This window comes from Caulobacter sp. Root1455, from assembly GCF_001426905.1.
Lineage (GTDB): Bacteria > Pseudomonadota > Alphaproteobacteria > Caulobacterales > Caulobacteraceae > Caulobacter.
This window is the reverse complement of sequence record NZ_LMFQ01000024.1, coordinates 63,395-83,102: the sequence shown is the minus strand read 5'-3', so window position 1 is coordinate 83,102 and position 19,708 is coordinate 63,395. Positions and strand designations below refer to the sequence as shown.

Annotated in this window: 10 protein-coding genes; 7 read left to right on the top strand and 3 right to left on the bottom strand. The window is 67.4% G+C overall.

Going from position 1 to position 19,708, the window contains the following annotated elements; genetic code table 11:
• Positions 1-8: 8 nt before the first annotated feature.
• From ASD21_RS17855 to ASD21_RS17825, 7 genes are all read left to right on the top strand, one after another.
• Positions 9-3,146 carry a multidrug efflux RND transporter permease subunit gene (locus tag ASD21_RS17855; protein ID WP_056444413.1) on the top strand — a complete coding sequence of 1,046 codons (3,138 nt, stop codon included), beginning with the start codon at positions 9-11 and terminating at the stop codon, positions 3,144-3,146.
• Complete coding sequence (locus ASD21_RS17850; protein ID WP_056444410.1) at positions 3,143-6,340, top strand: efflux RND transporter permease subunit; 3,198 nt, start codon at positions 3,143-3,145, stop codon at positions 6,338-6,340. The genes ASD21_RS17855 and ASD21_RS17850 overlap by 4 nt, the downstream gene beginning before the upstream one ends.
• Positions 6,340-7,758: an efflux transporter outer membrane subunit gene (locus ASD21_RS17845; protein WP_056444407.1), complete on the top strand. Its 1,419-nt coding sequence runs from the start codon at positions 6,340-6,342 to the stop codon at positions 7,756-7,758. The genes ASD21_RS17850 and ASD21_RS17845 overlap by 1 nt, the downstream gene beginning before the upstream one ends.
• Before the next feature lie 336 nt (positions 7,759-8,094).
• Positions 8,095-11,205, top strand: a complete 3,111-nt coding sequence (locus tag ASD21_RS17840; RefSeq protein ID WP_056444404.1) for a TonB-dependent receptor — start codon at positions 8,095-8,097, stop codon at positions 11,203-11,205.
• 68 nt (positions 11,206-11,273) lie between these two features.
• Positions 11,274-12,359 carry an alginate lyase family protein gene (locus ASD21_RS17835; protein WP_056444401.1) on the top strand — a complete coding sequence of 362 codons (1,086 nt, stop codon included), beginning with the start codon at positions 11,274-11,276 and terminating at the stop codon, positions 12,357-12,359.
• A 139-nt stretch (positions 12,360-12,498) separates the two neighbouring features.
• Positions 12,499-13,077 carry an ANTAR domain-containing response regulator gene (locus tag ASD21_RS17830; RefSeq protein WP_056444397.1) on the top strand — a complete coding sequence of 193 codons (579 nt, stop codon included), beginning with the start codon at positions 12,499-12,501 and terminating at the stop codon, positions 13,075-13,077.
• Positions 13,074-14,198, top strand: a complete 1,125-nt coding sequence (locus ASD21_RS17825) for a CmpA/NrtA family ABC transporter substrate-binding protein (RefSeq protein ID WP_056444394.1) — start codon at positions 13,074-13,076, stop codon at positions 14,196-14,198. Before ASD21_RS17830 ends, ASD21_RS17825 begins: the two co-directional genes overlap by 4 nt.
• A gap of 123 nt (positions 14,199-14,321) precedes the next feature.
• Here the strand turns inward: ASD21_RS17825 and ASD21_RS17820 are convergent, their stop codons facing one another.
• From ASD21_RS17820 to ASD21_RS17805, 3 genes are all read right to left on the bottom strand, one after another.
• The gene (locus tag ASD21_RS17820) at positions 14,322-16,025 is read right to left on the bottom strand and encodes a recombinase family protein (protein ID WP_082554837.1); all 1,704 of its coding nucleotides are present in this window, start codon (positions 16,023-16,025) and stop codon (positions 14,322-14,324) included.
• Between the two features lie 549 nt (positions 16,026-16,574).
• Positions 16,575-17,132, bottom strand: coding sequence for a hypothetical protein (locus ASD21_RS17810; RefSeq protein ID WP_056444388.1), 558 nt, complete (start codon positions 17,130-17,132; stop codon positions 16,575-16,577).
• Between the two features lie 1,460 nt (positions 17,133-18,592).
• A complete protein-coding gene (locus tag ASD21_RS17805) occupies positions 18,593-19,345 on the bottom strand; it encodes a hypothetical protein (RefSeq protein WP_056444385.1) in 753 nt (250 codons plus the stop codon).
• Positions 19,346-19,708 lie beyond the last annotated feature (363 nt).

Below are 19,708 nucleotides of genomic sequence, written 5' to 3'. Positions count from 1 at the left end.
CCCGCGCCATGAATCCCTCCAAGCCCTTCATCCAGCGGCCGGTCGCCACGGCGCTGTTCATGGCGGCCATCGTCCTGGCCGGCCTGGTCGGTTTCCGGCTGCTGCCGCTGTCGGCCCTGCCGCAGGTCGACTATCCCACGATCCAGATCCAGACCCTCTATCCCGGCGCCAGCCCCGAGGTGATGAGCCAGACGGTGACCGCGCCGCTGGAGCGCCAGCTGGGCGAGATGGCGGGTCTGGCGCGGATGAGCTCGGTCAGTACGGCCGGGGCGTCGATCATCACCCTGCAGTTCAACCTGGGTGAAAGCCTGGACGTCTCCGAGCAGGAGGTGCAGGCCGCCATCAACGGCGCCAACAGCCTGCTGCCGGCCGATCTTCCGGCCCCGCCGGTCTACGCCAAGGTCAATCCGGCCGACGCTCCGGTCCTGACCCTGGCGGTGACCTCCGACACCCTGCCGCTGACCGAGGTGCAGAACCTGGTCAACACCCGCCTGGCCCAGAAGATCAGCCAGGTGTCGGGCGTGGGCCTGGTCACCCTCAGCGGCGGCCAGCGTCCGGCCATCCGCATCCAGGCCGACACCCAGGCCCTGGCCAGCTACGGCATCACCCTGGCCAATGTTCAGACCGCGATCAGCAACGCAAACGCCAACAGCGCCAAGGGCAGCTTCGACGGCCCGACCCGCGCCTACACGATCAACGCCAACGACCAGCTGCTGACCGTCGACGACTATTCGAACCTGATCGTCGCCTACAAGAACGAGGCCCCGATCCGCCTGCGTGACATCGCCCGGGTCGTCCAGAGCGCCGAGAACACGCGTCTTGGAGCGTGGGCCAACGAGACCCCGGCGATCATCGTCAACGTCCAGCGTCAGCCGGGCGCGAACGTCATCAAGACCGTCGACGCCATCAAGGCCAGGCTGCCGGAGCTGGAGGCGGGCCTGCCCGCCACGCTGGAGGTCAAGGTGCTGGCCGACCGCACCACCGGCATCCGCTCCTCGGTCCACCACGTGGAGATGGAGCTGCTGCTGGCGGTGGTGATGGTCGTGGTGGTGATCTTCTTCTTCCTGCACAGCCTGCGCGCCACCCTGATCGCCGGCCTGGCCGTGCCGATCTCGCTGATCGGCGCGTGCGGGGTGATGCACCTGATGGGCTTCAGCCTCAACAATCTGAGCCTGATGGCCCTGACCATCGCGACCGGCTTCGTGGTCGACGACGCCATCGTCATGATCGAGAACATCAGCCGGCACCTGGAGAGGGGCGTCAAACCGATGGCCGCGGCCCTGCGGGGCGCGCGCGAGATCGGCTTCACGATCATTTCGCTGACGGTGTCGCTGATCGCCGTGCTGATCCCGCTGCTGTTCATGGGCGACGTGGTGGGGCGGCTGTTCCGCGAGTTCGCCATCACCCTGGCGATCACCATCCTGATCTCGGCGGTGGTGTCGCTGACCCTGACGCCGATGCTGTCGGCCCGCTGGCTGAAGCCGGCCGGCGAGGAGCACCAGGGCCGCGTCGCCCGCAAGTCCCAGGCGGCGTTCGAGCGGGTCGAGCGCCGCTACGAGAAGGGCCTGGCCTGGGTGCTGGAGCATCAGAAGGCGACCCTGATCGTCGCGGTGGCCACCTTCGCCCTGACCGCCTTGCTCTATCTGATCATTCCCAAGGGCCTGTTCCCGACCCAGGACACCGGCCAGCTGCAGGCCCGCACCGAGGTCGAGCAGTCGGTGTCGTACGACCGCATGGCCGGGCTGCAGCAGGAGGCCGCCCGGGCGATCCTGGACGACCCGGCGGTGGAGAGCCTCAGCTCGTTCATCGGCGTCGACGGCGCCAACAACGCGATGCTCCACACGGGGCAGATGCTGGTCAACCTGAGGGCCGACCGGAAGGGCTCGCAGGAGAAGATCATGCAGCGGCTGCGCGACCGCGTCGCCGCCGTGCCGGGCGTGCACCTGTACCTCCAGCCCACCCAGGACCTGACCATCGACGCCGAGACCGGCCCGACGCTCTATCGCCTGTCGCTGGAGGGGGCCGACACCGCCACGGTCAAGGAATGGGCCGGCAAGCTGGCCGAGCGCCTGGCCAGCGTGAAGTCGGTGCGCAACGTCTATAGCGACGCCGGCGCCACTGGGGCGGCGGCCTATGTCGACATCGACCGCGACACCGCCGCGCGGCTTTCGATCACGGCTTCCGACATCGACGACGCCCTCTACAGCGCCTTCGGCCAGCGGATCGTCTCGACGATCTTCACCGAGACCAACCAGTACCGGGTGATCCTGGAGGCCAAGCCGGGCCTGCTGACCGCGCCGGAATCCCTGGGCCTGCTGAACCTGAAGACCGGCGGCGGCTCGCCCACGCCGCTGTCGGCGATCTCGACGATCAAGGAACAGACCGCTCCGCTGCAGGTGACCCACGTCTCGCAGTTCCCGGCCACCACGATCGGCTTCGACACCGCGCCCGGCGTCTCGCTGGGCAAGGCGGTGGACGACATCCGCGCGGCCATGAAGGACATCGGCATGCCGGTGGCCGTCACCCACACCTTCCTGGGCGCGGCGGGGGCCTACGAGAACTCGCTCAGCAACCAGCTGTGGCTGATCCTGGCGGCGGTGGTCTGCGTCTACATCGTGCTGGGCGTGCTCTACGAGAGCTACATCCACCCGCTGACCATCCTGTCGACCCTGCCGTCGGCGGGTGTCGGCGCGCTGCTGGCCCTGTGGATCACCGGCAACGACCTGGGCGTGATCGGCGTCATCGGCATCATCCTGCTGATCGGCATCGTCAAGAAGAACGCGATCATGATGATCGACTTCGCGATCGACGCGCAGCGCAACGAGGGCAAGAGCCCGCGCGACGCCATCTTCCAGGCCGCCGTCCTACGCTTCCGCCCGATCCTGATGACCACCCTGGCGGCGCTGTTCGCGGCCGTGCCGCTGATGCTGAGCTTCGGCGAGGGCGGCGAGCTGCGCCGGCCGCTGGGCATCGCCATCTTCGGCGGCCTGCTGGTCAGCCAGCTGCTGACCATGTTCACCACCCCGGTGATCTACCTGGCCTTCGACCGGTTCGCCCCGGCCGACAAGGGCGTCCATCGCGAACACGACGACCACGTCGCGCCGGATCGCGCCGATCCAGACCCGATCCCGGGAGCGCCGTCGTGAACCTATCGGCGCCCTTCATAAAGCGGCCGGTCGCCACGGTCCTGCTGACCCTGGGCCTGGCCCTGGCCGGGGTCGCCGCCTTCCTCGTACTGCCGGTCTCGCCGCTGCCGCAGGTGGACTATCCGACCATCTCGGTCTCGGCCAACCTGTCGGGCGCCAGCCCCGAGACCATGGCCTCCAGCGTCGCCACCCCGCTGGAGCGGCGGCTGGGCGTGATCCCCGGCGTCACCGAAATGACCTCGCAGAGCAACACCGGCTCGGCCCGGGTGACCCTGCAATTCGACCTGAACCGCAACATCGACGGCGCGGCGCGCGAGGTGCAGGCCGCCATCAACGCCGCGCGGTCGGACCTGCCGGCCACGCTGCGCAGCAACCCCAGCTACCGCAAGCAGAACCCGTCCGACGCCCCGGTGATCATCCTGGCCCTGACCAGCGACACCAAGACCCCGGGCCAGATCTACGACGCGGTGTCCAACATCGTGGCTCAGCGCCTGTCGCAGGTGACGGGCGTGGGCGACGTCGAGATCGGCGGCGGCTCGCTGCCGGCCGTGCGGGTCTCGGTCAATCCGTTCCTGCTCAACAGGTACGGCATCGCCCTGGAGGACGTGCGCGCCGCGGTGCAGTCGGCCAACGCCAACCGGCCCAAGGGCCAGGTCGAGGGGGGCGGGCGGCGGTTCCAGGTCTACACCAGCCCCGGCGGGCGCAAGGCGGCCGACTATGCCGGCCTGGTCGTGGCCTGGCGCGGCGACGCGCCGGTGCGGCTGATGGACGTGGCCGACGTCACCGACAGCGTCGCCGACACCCGGACCCTGGGCCTGTTCAACGGCAAGCCGGCGATCATCATCCTGGTCACCCGCCAGCCGGGGGCCAACATCATCCAGACCGTCGACAGCGTTCGCGCCACCCTGCCGGAGCTGCGCGCCCAGCTGCCGGGCGACATCAACGTGGCGGTGGCCAGCGACAGCACCAACTCGATCCGCGCCTCGCTGAAGGAGATCGAGATCACCCTGCTGATCTCGGTGGTGCTGGTGGTGCTGGTGGTCAGCGCCTTCCTGCGCAGCGCCCGGGCCACCTTCATCCCGGCGGCGGCGACCATCGTCTCGCTGCTGGGCACGTTCGGGGTGATGTATCTGCTGGGCTTCTCGCTGAACAATCTGAGCCTGATGGCCATCACCGTGGCGACCGGCTTCGTGGTCGACGACGCCATCGTCGTGCTGGAGAACACCCAGCGCCATATCGAAAAGGGCATGGACCGCTTCAAGGCCGCCCTGCTGGGCGCGCGCGAGGTGGGGTTCACGGTGCTGTCGATCAGCATCTCGCTGGTCGCGGTGTTCATCCCGCTGCTGTTCATGGGCGGCCAGGTGGGGCGGCTGTTCCGCGAGTTCGCCGTCACCCTGTCGGCGGCGGTGCTGATCTCGCTGGTCATCTCGCTGACCACCACCCCGATGATGTGCGCCTACCTGCTGCGTCCGCCGAAGCCGGGCAAGAAGGAGGGGCGGATCGCCCGCTTCTTCGAGGCCGGCTTCGACCGCGTGCACCGGACCTACGAATACAGCCTGGACTGGGCCCTGGCCGCCAAGCCGCTGGTGCTGTTGATCCTGGTGGTGGTGATCGGCCTGACCGCTTGGCTCTATGTCGCCATGCCCAAGGGGTTCTTCCCGCAGCAGGACAGCGGCCAGATCCAGGCCGGGCTGCGCGCCGACCAGAGCGTGTCGTTCCACGTCATGCAGGCCAAGCTGAAGCAGGTGGTCGACATTATCCGCAAGGATCCGGGGGTCGACACCGTGGTCGGATTCACCGGCGGCGCCCGGGCCGGCGGCGGATTCCTGTTCGTCAATCTCAAGCCGATCGGCGAGCGCAAGGAAAAGGGCTCGGTCGTGATCAACCGCCTGCGGCCGCAGCTGCAGAAGGTCACCGGCATCAGCGTGTTCCTCAATCCCGTCCAGGACGTGCGGATGGGCGGGCGGCAGAGCAATTCGACCTACCAGTACACCCTGACCAGCGACTCCAGCGACGCGCTGAAGGCCTGGGCCCCCAAGCTGGCCGAGGCGATGAAGGCCCGGTCCGACGTGATGACCGACGTCGACAGCGACCAGTCCGAGAACGGCGTCGAGACCTTCGTGACGATCGACCGCGACAGCGCCTCGCGGATGGGCGTCACCCCGCGCGCCGTCGACAACGCGCTCTACAACGCCTTCGGCCAGCGCCAGGTCGCGACCATCTACGAGGACATCAACCAGTACGCCGTGATCCTGGAATGGGATCGCCGGTTCTCGAAGGGCCCCGAGGCGCTGAACGACCTCTATGTGCCGACCCGCGCCAGCGGCGCGACGGGGGCGACGTCAACGAGCGGCGCGGCGGTCAATCCGAGCCTGCGCGACCCTTCCACCGGCTCGGCCCTAAACACGGCGGTGACGCCGATGACGCCGCTCTCGGCGATCTCCAGCGTCGCCCAGGCCGCCACCCCGACCTCGATCAACCACCAGAACGGCGAGCTGGCCACCACCGTGTCCTTCAATCTGGCCGACGGGGTTTCGCTCAGCGACGCCCAGGCCGCCATCAAGCAGGCCGAGGCCGACATCGCCCTGCCGACCAATGTCCGCGGCAGCTTCCAGGGCAGCGCCCGCAGCGCCAACGAGCAGAACAAGCAGCAACCGTTCCTGGTCGCCGCCGCCATCGTGGCGATCTACATCGTGCTGGGCATCCTCTACGAAAGCTACGTCCACCCGCTGACCGTGCTGTCGACCCTGCCCGCCGCCGGGGTGGGAGCGATGCTGGCCCTGCTGATCTTCAGGATGGAGTTCTCGGTGATCGCCCTGATCGGGGTGTTCCTGCTGCTGGGCATCGTCAAGAAGAACGCCATTCTGATCATCGACTTCGCCCTGGAGGCCCAGCGCTCGCGCGGGCTGAGCGCGATCGAGGCGGTGCGCGAGGCCAGCCTGCTGCGCTTCCGCCCGATCCTGATGACCACCATGGCCGCCGCCCTGGGCGCCTTGCCCCTGGCCATCGGGTTCGGCGAGGGGGCCGAGCTTCGCCGCCCGCTGGGGATCACCATCATCGGCGGCCTGATCGCCAGCCAGTTGCTGACCCTGATCACCACCCCGGTCGTCTACGTCTATCTCGACCGTCTGCGGGGCAAGGCGCGCGACGAGCGCTACCTGGCCCACATGCCCTCCGCGCCGGAGCCCGTCTGATGCCCTTCAAGTCCTTCATTCTCGCCGGCGCTTCGCTGATCCTGCTGTCGGCCTGCACGGTCGGTCCTGCCTACGAGAAGCCCCAGGTCTCGGCCGCGGCCCTTCCGGCCAGCTACAAGGCCCTGGACGGCTGGAAGATCGCCGCGCCCGGCGACCTGATCGACCGCGGCGACTGGTGGACCCTGCTGGGCGATCCGCAACTGGACGCCCTGGTCGCCCGGGTCAACGTCTCCAACCAGACCATCGCCGCCGCCGAAGCCAACTACCGCCAGGCCCGGGCCCTGACGCGCGAGCAGCGCGCGGCCCTGTTCCCGATTGTCGATCTGTCGGGCTCGGCGACCAAGCTGGGCGGTTCGGCCTCGCTCAACGCGTCCAGCGGTTCGGGCAACGCCGCGCGCTATCAGGCCAGCATCGGCGCCAGCTGGGAGCCGGACCTTTGGGGCCGCATCCGAAACGGCGTCACCGGCGCCAAGGCCGGCGAGCAGGCCAGCGCGGCCGACCTGGCCGGGGCCCGGCTGTCGATGCAGGGCGAGCTGGCCGTGAACTATCTGGGCCTGCGCCAGACCGACGTCGAACTGGCCCTGGTCGGCAAGACGGTCGAGGGCTACCAGCGCAGCCTGCGGATCACCCAGAACCGCTACGCCGCCGCCATCGCGCCCAGGTCCGATGTGCTGCAGGCCACCACCCAATTGGCGGGCGCCCAGGCCGAGTTCGAAAGCCTGCGCCAGACCCGCGCCGCCTACGAGAACGCCATCGCCACCCTGGTGGGCGAGCCGGCCAGCGGCTTCCGCCTGGCCGCCGATCCGGCCTGGAGCGCCCGCGTGCCCGAGATCCCGGCCGGCGTGCCATCGGCCCTGCTGGAGCGCCGCCCCGACATCGCCGCCGCCGAGCGCCGGGTCGCCGCCGCCAACGCCGACATCGGCGTGGCGCGGGCGGCCTTCTTCCCGACCATTGGCCTGACCGCCGCGGGCAACACCAGCGCCTCCAGCCTGGGCAATCTGTTCTCGGCCTCGGCCAACACCTGGTCGTTGGGCTTGAGCGCCGCCCAGACCCTGTTCGACGCCGGGGCGCGCAAGGCGCGGGTGGAGCAGGCGAGGGCTTCGTATGACGCCTCCGTCGCCGACTATCGTCAGACCGCCTTGGCCGCCTTCGAGGATGTGGAAAACCAATTGACCGCCGCCCAGGTGCTGGAGCGCCGGCACGCCCTGCTGAAGACCAGCTCGGACGCCGCCGACCAGACCGAGCAGATGATCCTCAACCAGTACAAGGCCGGGCAGGTGGCCTACACGGACGTGGTCTCGGCCCAGGCCTCGGCCCTGTCGGCGCGACGGGCCCTGCTGGGCGCCGCCGTGGCGCGCCAGGCCACGGCCGTGGCCCTGATCCAGGCCCTCGGCGGCGGCTGGACGCCGGCGGCCTAGGGGCCGCGGGCGGCCTTACCAAGCCCGCGCGCCTTTGGCGAAACCCGCCGATCTCGCGCCTGAATCGTGGCGATCTGTCGCGCGATTCGGATCGACGGTCCGGCTAGGATGCCTTCCGTGGACATCGGCTTTCGTCTCGGCCTGTTCGCCAGCCAGGCCGAGAATCTCAATTACAACAAGCCCGTGACCCGTCTGGTCTTGCCTCCCTGGGTTTTGGCCTGACCAGAAAGATCCGCCACTTCAAAAAGTGGCATTACCAATCATTGACACATTTCTCGATTGGTCGGATAAGTCGGCTCGTAAGGGCGCCCAATCAGACGCGCCGGGGGAGGACCTATGAATCTCGTTCGCAACACTCTCGTCCTGCGCACCGCGCTGCTGGCCTCGTGCGCGGCGGTCGCGATCGGTTCGGCCGCGCAGGCCCAGCAGGCCGCGCCCGCGCCGGAACAAGCCAAGGCTGACGAAAGCGTCGTCGACACCGTGGTGGTAACCGGTTTCCGCGCCGCCTACGCCAACGCCATCGCCACCAAGCGCGACACCCTGCAGATCTCGGACGGCATCTCGTCGGACGGCCTGGGCCGCTTCCCCGACCTCAATGTCGGCGAGGCGATCCAGCGCGTTCCCGGCATCCAGATCAACCGCGAGGCCGACAGCCGCAACGCCACCATCAGCCTGCGTGGCTTGCCCGGCACCTTTGCGCGCACCACCCTGAACGGCGGCGCCTTCGCCGACCCGATCCTCAACGGCTCGACCCCGCTGGGCGCGTTCAACTCCGACATCTTCACGTCGATCAACGTGATCAAGTCGCCGATGGCGTCGGACCTGGCCGGCGGCCTGTCGGGCAACATCGACCTGCGCATCGCGCCCGCCCTGCAGCGCAGGGACGGCGGCTTCGCCAAGATCTCGTACGAGTATAACGACCTGGGCGACCTCGGCAGCCCGCTGGCCTCGATGGGCTACAACGCCCACCTGAGCGACGATTTCGCGGTGTTCGGCGTCGTGGCCTGGAAGGACGAGAAGTTCCGTCGCGACTCGATCACGGTCAATTCCTGGGGCAACAAGCTCGGCGCGATCCAGGTCGGCAACCAGAAGGCCGCGGGCCAGAATCCGGTCTACGACGCCCTGATCGCCGCCAATCCAGGCGGGGTCTATTTCCCCAGCCAGACGCGCCAGCTGGTCAAGTTCAACCGCGGCACCACCTGGTCCGCCGCGACCGGTTTCGAATGGCGGATCAATGAGAACTGGAAGCTGGGCGCCAACGCGTTCCTGACCGACCGCAAACTGGATGAGGGCACCAACAACCTGCTCTATATCGACGCGGGCGCCGGCCAAGGCACCAACACCGGCCTGACGGCAACCTCGGCGGTGGCCCACATCACCGACATCGGCACGCCCTACATCGTCCAGACCCCGAACGGTCCGCGCGCCTACATCAACAAGTTCTCGGCCGAGAACATCAACACCTACGACTCGATTCGTTCCGAGCCGGCCGAGAACTCGACCTGGGCCATCAATCCGACCCTGGAGTTCAGGAATGACGACTGGCGCGTCACCACCAACCTGACCGTCTCGCGCGCCAAGGCCCTGGCCAACCAGATCGAATTGGACATCATCGAGAACCCGTACCGCAACCTCGGCGCGGGCGGCCTGAACGGCATCACCACCTCGATCGACCTACACGGCACGGACCTGGCCGACTACACGGCGGTGCTGAACACGCCCCTGGCCACCCACCTGCTGGCCGGCGGCTTCGGCATTCCGTCCGCCGCCAACCAGGCCACCCAGGCCGGCGCCCAGATGCCGGGCGCGGCGGCGGGCGTCGCCGGCAACAAGTTCGGCGTCACCGGCACCAACGGCAAGGCCAACAACGACCTGGACTCGTTCCAGATCGACGCCGAGCGGAGCTTCGCCGACAGCACCTTCCTGACCAGCCTGCAGTTCGGCGGCCGGGCCGAGCACCTGACCTACGCCTCGAGCGGTTCGCGCAACACCTCGCTGGGCGCCCAGACCCTGAACATCACGCCGGACATGGCGTCCCAGCTGTCCTACGCCCAGGACTTCTTCGGTGGTCAGGCGGGCGGTCCCACGTCCAACTGGATGGGCCTGGACGTCGATCGCATCCTGGCGGCGATCACCCCGGTCAACACCAATCCTCGCACGGCCGGCAACCCGACCGGCCTGCCGGCCCAGTTCGCCTTCGATCCCGCCACCGGCGTGTTCCTGACGCCCTACGGCCTGGTGAACAACTACTGGGACGGCAACTACTGGAACAACAACTTCACCAACGAGAACCACATCTACTCCGCCTATCTGATGGCGAAGTTCAAGGCCGACGTGGGCAGCGTGCCGGTTCGCGGCTCGGCGGGCGTGCGGTATGAGTACACCCAGAACGACATCACCGCGCTGAACTGCCAGAACTGCTCGGCGGCCCTGTCGGTGGCTCCGGGACCGGTCAACCACTCGCTGAACACGAGGGACTACAGCCGCCACTACGACTACTGGCTGCCGTCGATCGTGCTGGCGGCGGATCTGCGGGAAGACCTGATCCTGCGCTTCGCGGCCTATTCGACCTATGTCCGCCCGCAGCCGCGCGACACCGTGCCGACCAGCTTCGTCCAGGAGCCGACCAACCTGACCCCGCCGGTCGACCCGGTCTATACGGTGACGATCGGCGCGACCGACCTGAAGCCCTACACGTCGGACTCGTTCGACATGTCGCTGGAATGGTACAACCGCCCCGGCGGCCTGATCTCGCTGGCCGTCTATCGCAAGAACATCAGCGGCTATATCGGCCCGATCACCGATCCGGCGGTCCTGTGCCCGGCGAGCGGCCAGATCCCCGGCCTCGACGTCAATCTGGGCACGCTGACCATCGACAACTCGGGCGGCACGCCCAAGTGCATGAGCTCCAACCAGTTCGCCGGCGCCGGCGGCACGCTGAAGAACGCTCAGGTCAACATCAGCGGCAAGACCAACCAGAACGACATGAAGGTCACGGGCGTCGAGTTCAACATCCAGCAGAACTTCGACTTCCTGCCGGGCTTCTGGAAGGACTTCGGCGGGGCGTTCAACTATTCCTACACCACCATCGACGGCAAGGATCAGGCCGGCAAGCCGATCACCCTGCCCAGCGTGTCGGAGAACAATCTCAACCTCATCGGCTACTACGAATCCGACAAGTTCGGCGTGCGCCTGGTCTACAACTGGCGTGACAAATACGACCTGGCCGCCGGCAACTCGTTCGTCGGCGACGCTCGCACCGTCAAGGCGCGCAGCCAGCTGGACGCCTCGGCCTCGTACAACGTCACCAAGGATCTCAGCATCTCGGTCGACGCCTTCAACCTGACCGACGCGACGCGCTCCGAGTACGAGAACGATCCGATGCTGCCGCGCCGGATCGACTACGACGGGCGCACCTATCAGGTGACGATGCGCGCCAAGTTCTGATCCTTCCGACTGGGGCCGGGCTCATCGCCCGGCCCCTTTTTCTTTCCAGTACCGAAGAGACGCGTGACATGAAGACCCTGCTGACCGGCGCGGCCTGCGCCGTGGCCCTTCTGGCCTCGCCCGCCTGGGCGACGACCTCTTGGGCCGCCGACTACGCCCTGCTGGGCCCGGACTACGCCCAAGGCCTGGGAAAGGGGGGCGCGGCTCTGGCGCCGGCGGCCCAGGAGGTCGTCACCAAGGCCAAGGCCGCCCTGGGGCGCCCGCCGGGCGCGATCCCCAAGCTGCACACCGAAGGCACCCTGCCCGGCAAGGGCATCCGCGAGATCAGCCTGAAGGCCAAGGAGGATCAGCCGATCGTGCTGAACCTGGCCCTGGCCTGGCGGCTGACCGGCGACCGCGCCTATCTCGACCAGGCCGGCCGCTATCTGGAGGCCTGGGCCGACATCTACGAGCCGTCGTTCAACCCGATCGACGAGACCGGCTTCGACACCCTGCTGATGGCCTATGACCTGACCGAGACCGACTTGCCGGCGGCGACCCGCGCCAAGGTCGACAAGCTGTGGCGCGGCATGGCCGCCGGCTATCTGGACGCGATGGACGCCAAGCCGCGCAACTTCGACACCAACTGGCAGAGCCATCGCGTCAAGCTGGCGACCATGGCGGCCTTCCAGACCGGAGACGCCGGACTGATCGCGCGGGCGAGAGCCGCCTATCGGGCCCAGGTGGCCACGAACATCCGGCCGGACGGCTCGGTGTTCGACTTCCACGAGCGCGACGCGCTGCACTATGTGACCTACGACCTGGATCCGCTGATGATGGCGGCCCTGGCCGCCCAGGCCCACGGCGAGAACTGGCTCGACTGGCGGGCCGCCAACGGCGTCAGCCTGGCCGCCGCGCTCGACTGGCTGGTTCCCTACGCCAAGGGCGAGAAGACCCACATTGAGTTCGCCAACTCCAAGATCCAGTTCGACCGCGACCGCGCCGCCGCGGGCCAGAAGGAGTACGCGCCCCATCCCTGGGACGTGTCGAACGCGGTGGGGACCTATGGCCTCGCCACGTTGCTGGACCCGCGCTACCGGGCCGTGCGCGACGACGTGGCGGCCCGCACGGGCAAGAAGCCGGCGGCCTGGATCCGACTGCGGGAAGCGCGCTGACACCAGAAGGCTTTTGGGCGGCCTTTCGGCGCCGCTATTTCGGGCTAGCGTGTGCAAATACCAGGCTGATCGAGTAACTCCGCCCGCGATGGACCTTCACCGCTCCCCCCCGCAGCCAGACGGACTTACGGCGGAGGGCATGCGCGTCCTCGTCATCGATCCGGATCCCGCGCGCGCCGCCCTCGTGGCCGAGGGGCTCGCCGGCGTGCAGCCGCTGGAGGTGCGGCGCGCGGCGACGTTCGACGAGCGCGAGGCCGCGGACTTCGCGCCGGACGTGGTTGTGATCGCCGCCGACAGCCCCGACCGCGACACGCTGGAAAGCCTGCGCGAGGCCGGGCAGCACAATCCGCGCGCCGTGGTGATGTTCGTGGACCGCTCCGAACCGGGCCTGGCCGAGCAGGCGGTGCGGGCGGGGGTCGCGGCCTATGTCGTCGACGGCCTGGCGCCGGCGCGGGTGCGGTCAATCCTTGACGTGGCCATGAGCCGCTTCGCCCTGACCCAGCAGCTGCGGGGCGACCTGGCCAAGGCCAAGGCCGATCTGGAATCGCGCAAGACCGTCGAACGGGCCAAGGGGCTGCTGATGAAGGAGCGGGGGTTGGACGAGGACGGGGCCTATCGCCTGCTGCGCAAGCTGGCCATGGATCGCGGCAAGCCGATCGGCCAGGTCGCCGCCGACCTGCTGGCCTTCGCCGGGGTGTTGAAAGGCGACGCCTCGTGAGCGGACTGGCCGATCTGACCCTGGGGTTCATCCCGCTGACCGACTGCGCGCCGCTGGTGGTGGCCAAGGCGCGCGGCTTCTTCGCCGAGGAGGGGCTGGAGGTCGCCCTGAGCCGCGAGGCGTCGTGGGCGACGATTCGCGACAAGGTCACGGTGGGCGCGCTGGACGGCGCCCATATGCTGGCGCCGATGGCCCTGGCGGCTGACTCCATGCTGGCGCCGTTGGCGCTGAACCAGAACGGCAGCGCGATCACCGTCTCATCCAAGCTGGCGGCGATGATGCGCGAGGCCGATCCCGCGGCCATGGACGCGCCGCTGATCACGGCCCAGGCCCTGGCTGGCGTCATCGAGCGCCGGCGAGGGCAGGGCGCGCCGCCTCTGACCTTCGCCGTCGTCTTCCCTCATTCGATGCACAACTATTTCCTGCGCTACTGGCTGGGCCAGGCGGGGATCGATCCCGACCGCGACGTGCGGCTGGTGGTCACCCCGCCGCCGCGCATGGTCGAGCACCTGCGCTCGGGCGAGATCGACGGCTTCTGCGTCGGCGCGCCCTGGAACGCCGTCGCCGTCGACGAGGGCCTGGGCGAGATGCTGATCAAGGCCTCCCAGTTCTGGCCCGGCGGTCCGTGCAAGGTGTTCGGCGTCACCGCCGCCTGGGCCGACCGTCATGGCGACGAGCTGCGGGCGGCCCTGCGCGCCCTGATCCGCGCCGCGGCCTGGGCCGACGAACCGGGCAACCACGCCGAGCTGGTCGCCCTGCTGTCGCGGCCGGAGCATGTGGGCGTCGAGGCCGAGGTCGTGGCCCGGGCCCTGAAGTCCGAGATCGTCTTCCACCGCGACGCCGCCGGCCTGCCGCGCCGCGAGCACGCGCTGTGGTTCCTGTCGCAGATGGTGCGCTGGGGGCAGGTGGGGCCGGAGGTCGATCTGGAGGCGGTCGCCGACCGCGTCTATCGTCCGGACCTGTTCCGCGAGGCGGCGCTGTCGCTGGGGCCGGTGCTGGAGTTGGCCCAGGTGTTCGCCGACGCAGCGCCCCTGGCCTCGGCCCTGTTCGACGGCGCGCCGTTCGATCCGGCGAACGCGCGGGCCTATGCGGCGTCCTTCGCGGTGAGACGGGTTCGCTAGGGCCGGCCCTAAGACCTCCGCGCGCTCCTTCCTTCCCCCGTCATCCTCGGACTTGTTCCGAGGACCCCTCGTTCAGCTGAGCTGTCGGCGGCCAGCAAAGCCGCGACCTCACCGCCCCACGGATCATCCTTCTTCGCGGTTGAAGCAGGGGTCCTCGGAACAAGTCCGTGCACCTACCGAAACCGACAAAGCGCCCTCAACCTCCCACGGAAACCCGCTGACGGCCTCGTGCTTCTTGCCCTCCCGATCATGCGCCCAGGCCAGAACGGTCTCCAGGTCCCCGAAGAGCTGAGCGCTGATCTCCCCGCGCTTGACGCCGGGCGTCAGCACGATCTTGTCGATCAGACCGCGTAGCGCGGTCGCCGCCTCGGTGCGGTCGTCTGGGTCGTTCAGCGCCTCGGTCAGCCGCTCGACTTTGCGGCGATAAAGCTCGGCGACGTTGGGGTGAACGTCGGGCACGTCGAGCGGCGCCTGGTTCAGGGTCTGCTCGATGGCGTCAACGTCAGCCTCCAGCGTCTTCAGGCGCTCCATGAGGGGCCGACTGTAGTGGCCATCCTCGATGGCCGTGACGATTCCCGCGATGGCCTTGCGTGCCTTCTCTAGGCGGAGCAGGTCGGCCTCACGGTTGGCCCGGCGATGATGGTTCAGCCGGTTGGTCTCGGTGATGTAAGCGCGCATCGCTTCGGCCATGACGTCCGGGGCCATGAGCTTGTCCCGCAGCCCGGCCAGAACGCGGACCTCCAGGGTGTCGCGATTGATGGTGCGGCCGTTGGTGCAGCCCCGGCCCATGATGTGGCTGACACAGCCAAAGCGGTTGTTCCCCCGCTTGGCGACCGTGCCGCCGCAGACCCCGCACACAAGCAGGCCCGACAGCAGGGTCTTGGGGCGGCGATTGGCGCTGGCGGCCTGGAGGTTGTCGAGCCCGCCCGCCTTGGCGTCCTCGAACACCTGAATGAGGGTGGCCTGACGCGCCCGCGAGGCATTCCACAGGGCATCATCAATGATCCGGAGCTGCGGGGCGGCGACGCGCACCCATTCGGCCTCTGGGTTCATGCGGTGCGCCGTGCGGCCGGTGTCGGGGTTCTTCATCCGGCGGCGCCGGTTCCAGACCATCTGGCCGACATAGAACTCATTGTTCAGGACGCCCGAACTCAAGGCGCGGTTGCCCCGGATGGAAACGTCGGTCCAGTGGCCGCCCTGCGGCGCGGCGACGCCATCGCGGTTGAGGTCGATGGCGATCTGGCGCGGGCTCTTGCCCGCGACGTAGTCGCGGAAGATGCGGCGCACGACCTCGGCCTCATGCGGGATGATCTCCCGCTCGCCGGTCGTGACCTTCCCGGCCGCGTCTATCTCGCGAACAACCTTGTAACCGTAGGCGTTGCCGCAACCGACCTTGCCGGCCTCCACGCGCCCCCGAATGCCGCGATGGGTCTTGGCGCCCAAGTCTTTGAGGAACAGGGCGTTCATCGTGCCCTTGAGGCCGACATGCAGCTCCGACACCTCGCCCTCGGATAGTGTGACGATGGGCACGCCCGCGAACCGTAGGCGCTTGAAGAGCCCGGCGATGTCTTCCTGGTCGCGGCTGAGCCGGTCTAGGGCCTCGGCCAAAACCAAATCGAACTTGCCCGACAGGGCGTCGCGCAAGAGGGCCTGGACGCCAGGGCGAAGGATCACGGTCGCCCCGGAGATGCCCGCGTCGGAATAGGTCTCAACCACGCGCCAATCGACCTTGTCGGCGTGCAATCGGCAAATGCGGATCTGATCCTCGATCGAATGAGGGCTTTGCTTGTCGTCGGAATAGCGGGCGTAGATGGCCACGCGGGTCATGACGATCTCCTAGCTAGCCCTCGTCGGTCTCCGATCGGGGGCGTTGGTCGTTGGCGGGCGCAAAGCTGCGCTGGAACTCCTCGCGTGCGATCTGGCGGCCGATCAAGCGGGCCAGGGCCAGAACCGCGTCTTGCTGNGGGCGTTGGTCGTTGGCGGGCGCAAAGCTGCGCTGGAACTCCTCGCGTGCGATCTGGCGGCCGATCAAGCGGGCCAGGGCCAGAACCGCGTCTTGCTGCGGTGAAACCGTACCTACAGCGTAGAGAGCGCGGTCTTCGTTGGCGGGGCGGAAGCGTTGAAGCGCGGGGCGCGTGTCGTCGGTCATGGCGGGCGATTCCTGACGAGCGAAACGCCAAGCCTCGATCCAGACCCGCAAGGCCTCAACGACGGTTAGAGCGCGGCTCACCGGTTTTCACTCCCGCCCGGTACGGTTGTTGAGGACCTCGCGNGCGTGTCGTCGGTCATGGCGGGCGATTCCTGACGAGCGAAACGCCAAGCCTCGATCCAGACCCGCAAGGCCTCAACGACGGTTAGAGCGCGGCTCACCGGTTTTCACTCCCGCCCGGTACGGATCGACCAGTCAATCCAGCCCTCAAGCACCAGGGGGCGATGACAGTCGGGACAGCGCATGTTGGCCAGATCACGGGCCGCGCCAGCGATAAGGTGATGGGCCTCTTCGTGGTCTTCGGGATCGACCGCCCTGGCAGCCACCGCGATCTTGGCGGCGACGCCGGTCGGGTCGTTGGCGGCAACGGTTGGCAGATCGGCTAGAAGCTTCCATCGCTGGTCAAACAGGCTGGAGAGCATCCGGTCGATGTCGGCCATCTCCCGGCCCTTGGGATGGGCCAGCTGCTCCTCTTTCGACAGGTCGAACCAGCCGGGCAGCGCGAAAGCTTCGCTCTCCAGATCACCCCAGCGGCGCACCAAGCGGCCTACCCTGATGTCGATGGCGACGAAGCTGGCGCAGCGGACAATGAGGTCTTCCGCCGCAGCGGCCTCGCCGCCCGCGTTCGCTAGAACGGGCGCGGCGGTGGCCGCGCTGATGACAGATCGTCTGGTGAGGTCAGGCAGGCGCACGTCTTCGCCGCCCGTCTTTCGACGCGAGCCCATAGCGATAACCTTGTCTTTATGTTAGAGAATTTCTACCACGCGGCCTCAGCGGTGTCAAAGAAAAACTACCATATGGCAGAAAATTCTCCATTCCCTTTGTCTGCCGGCCAGATCCGGGCTGCCCGTTCGTTGCTCGATTGGAGCGGGGAGCAGTTGGCGCAGGCCTCGGGAGTCTCACTCCAGACGATCTGGCGGATGGAAAGCGCGGTTGGCCCGAGCCGTAGTTCAGCCGTCAACGTCAATGCAGTGCGAAGGGCCTTGGAAGACGCGGGCGTAGCGTTCTTTGGTCCTGATGAGGCCGGTGGCCCAGGCTTGCGCCTCAAAGCCTAGGTCGCGGTTAAGCCGCAGGCGCCTCGCGCCTGTTTCGGCTTAAACCGCATGCCGAGCCCAGGCCGGGCGGCAAGCTGACGGTCAAGGGTGCGCAAAGCGCATCGCCGGAGGCGACGGCGTAGCCGCCCTTGAGGGGCAGGTTGCCGTCCGGCACCTACGCCCGATCCGCGAGGCACTGACAGCGGACGTTTCGAAGTTCTGCCAAGGGTGGTTGTCGGACGTTGCAAGCCGCTTGGGACGGGCACTCACCCCCGTTAGCTGTCTCGCAGATCTTTGCAATCTGCTAAAAATACCGGCGCTTCAACGCCCTCGCTCGAACACAATACGTAGGCCAAGCACTGCGATGGCGGGTATCCTCCATACTCTTTTAGGTATTCATTTTTGTAGGACAGAGATCTCCCGTCAGTCTTAAATGCAACGGGACTTAGCGGTAAATTCCCCATATAGGAAAATCGCAACGCATCCTCATCGTTTCCGCGACGATGAAGGCGCTCAGCGTACTCATACGTATATGATGGGCTAAATTTGGCATTGATCTCGCGAACTAGGTCTCGATCCGAAAGTGACGAAACCATCTTTCTATAGACTCGGCCTTTCGGCAGGAGTTCCGGTTGGTCAAGCACTGACAGTCGGGGGCCGATAAGGCCTTCCCGGCGATACTCTGCTATTCGTTGGTTGGTATCGGTGATGTTCGCGCCAATACGTCGGCAAATTTCGGCGCGGTGTTGGGTGACCTGGATCCAGCCCTCCGTTGTCGAACTGCAGCTGCTCAAACCGACGGAAAGCACCAGAACGCACCAACCAGCACGGAAGACGCCACTTCCCATCACGCTCGCCTTATCTCGATCATTGTCGGACCTAAGCGGAACTCGCGCCATGTTCAACGTCAAGCTTGTGGAGGCTTGGGTCCGACTTGGGTCGGACGCCGAAACTGGCGTCGGTGCTGAAAGCGGACCTTCGGCCTGGGCGCCAACAACCAGACCTTCCGAGCGTCAGCAAGGGGTGGAAATGCGACACTGGCGTTAGGGCGTGAAGCGGACACTTCTGAGGCCGGTTGTGGCTCCTGCCACGCCAACAGCCTTCGCGGGATCGACTTGCTGTGGGTAAACAGGCGCGCCGAGCGTAGCGCTCTATTTCGCGGCCAGCGGCTCAGTGGATTCGGATTCATCAAACATCTGCAACGGCCGACTGGAGAAGCGGATGCCGGCGGACCTGTCGGCGCGAGGCGCACGCCAACAGGATTCACGCATCCACGTCGAAGGGTCCTCGTCGGGGGCGATGTCGGCGCGCCAAACGACACCCCAGGTAGGATTTTGCGTCACCACGCCGCGCACGAATTTCCAACCGAGACTGGCCGCCATCTGGCGTGAGTGAGATTCGCACTGGGCCGCGACGCCGGAGACGTCGTTCACAAGGCGGGGCTCCGAGCCTGGGGCCGGTGGCGGCTCCAGCGGCTGGTCGTCGGGGCCGATAATTCCCTCGGCCCGCAGCTGTCGCATCTCACGATTCCATCGCGTCAGGCGGACCCGTAGTGTCGCGCAGAGATCCGCAGGGTTCGCGATGATAACCGCAGGACTCATTTCCGGGGGCGTATCGAGCGCGGACCCCTTGACCTTCAACGGCACGAGGTCGGAGCCTCCTGTGTTGACGTAGGTGTTCGTGCCGAGAGCGGACTTGAACACGATACGGCAGACACCAGGGCTCAACCGCTTGGGCCAGAAGTTATTCGACTCGAGGACAAATTCGCCGCCATCGGGCAACTGCACGACGCCGGCCCCGCTCACACGCCCGCCGTTTGCCCGAACCGCCTCCATGACTACCGCTTGATACGGCGGCGGCGGTGCCTCCACGTCTGCCGGCATGAGCATAATGGCGAAGGGCATTGAGGGCTCCGTGCCGCAAAGCTGTAAAAGTTCGCCAAATGGTAGCGTAAGGGCTTCAAACGTCCACTCCACCGCGCGCGGACGCCACCCGAATCTCCCGGTTTCCCGGCCAAATCGCCGCAACCCGCCGTTTGCGGCGTGGAAACTGGCCACCACGGGGTCGGGTGAGCCGTCGCGCTCCAGCAAGCGGACATTCGGCCGTCTAGGCCTGATCCGGGCGCTGCGATCGTCCGCAATGGGTCGGGAACGGAAGATCACCTCGTTCCGGAAACCGGACGCTCGCGGCACGCCGCCTCGCGCAGCTCAAGGTCGGCTTTGTGGCGGTGGGCTAATTTCCCCTCCCGACCCTAGTCGGACTCTTCA

What these genes read in the sequence shown, in the direction of transcription:
- ASD21_RS17855 (WP_056444413.1), top strand. Translation starts at nt 9, where the DNA reads ATGAATCCCTCCAAGCCCTTCATCCAGCGGCCGGTCGCCACGGCGCTG.
- ASD21_RS17830 (WP_056444397.1), top strand. Translation starts at nt 12,499, where the DNA reads ATGCGCGTCCTCGTCATCGATCCGGATCCCGCGCGCGCCGCCCTCGTG.
- ASD21_RS17845 (WP_056444407.1), top strand. Translation starts at nt 6,340, where the DNA reads ATGCCCTTCAAGTCCTTCATTCTCGCCGGCGCTTCGCTGATCCTGCTG.
- ASD21_RS17805 (WP_056444385.1), bottom strand. Translation starts at nt 19,345, where the DNA reads ATGCCCTTCGCCATTATGCTCATGCCGGCAGACGTGGAGGCACCGCCG.
- ASD21_RS17810 (WP_056444388.1), bottom strand. Translation starts at nt 17,132, where the DNA reads ATGGGCTCGCGTCGAAAGACGGGCGGCGAAGACGTGCGCCTGCCTGAC.
- ASD21_RS17840 (WP_056444404.1), top strand. Translation starts at nt 8,095, where the DNA reads ATGAATCTCGTTCGCAACACTCTCGTCCTGCGCACCGCGCTGCTGGCC.
- ASD21_RS17835 (WP_056444401.1), top strand. Translation starts at nt 11,274, where the DNA reads ATGAAGACCCTGCTGACCGGCGCGGCCTGCGCCGTGGCCCTTCTGGCC.
- ASD21_RS17820 (WP_082554837.1), bottom strand. Translation starts at nt 16,025, where the DNA reads ATGACCCGCGTGGCCATCTACGCCCGCTATTCCGACGACAAGCAAAGC.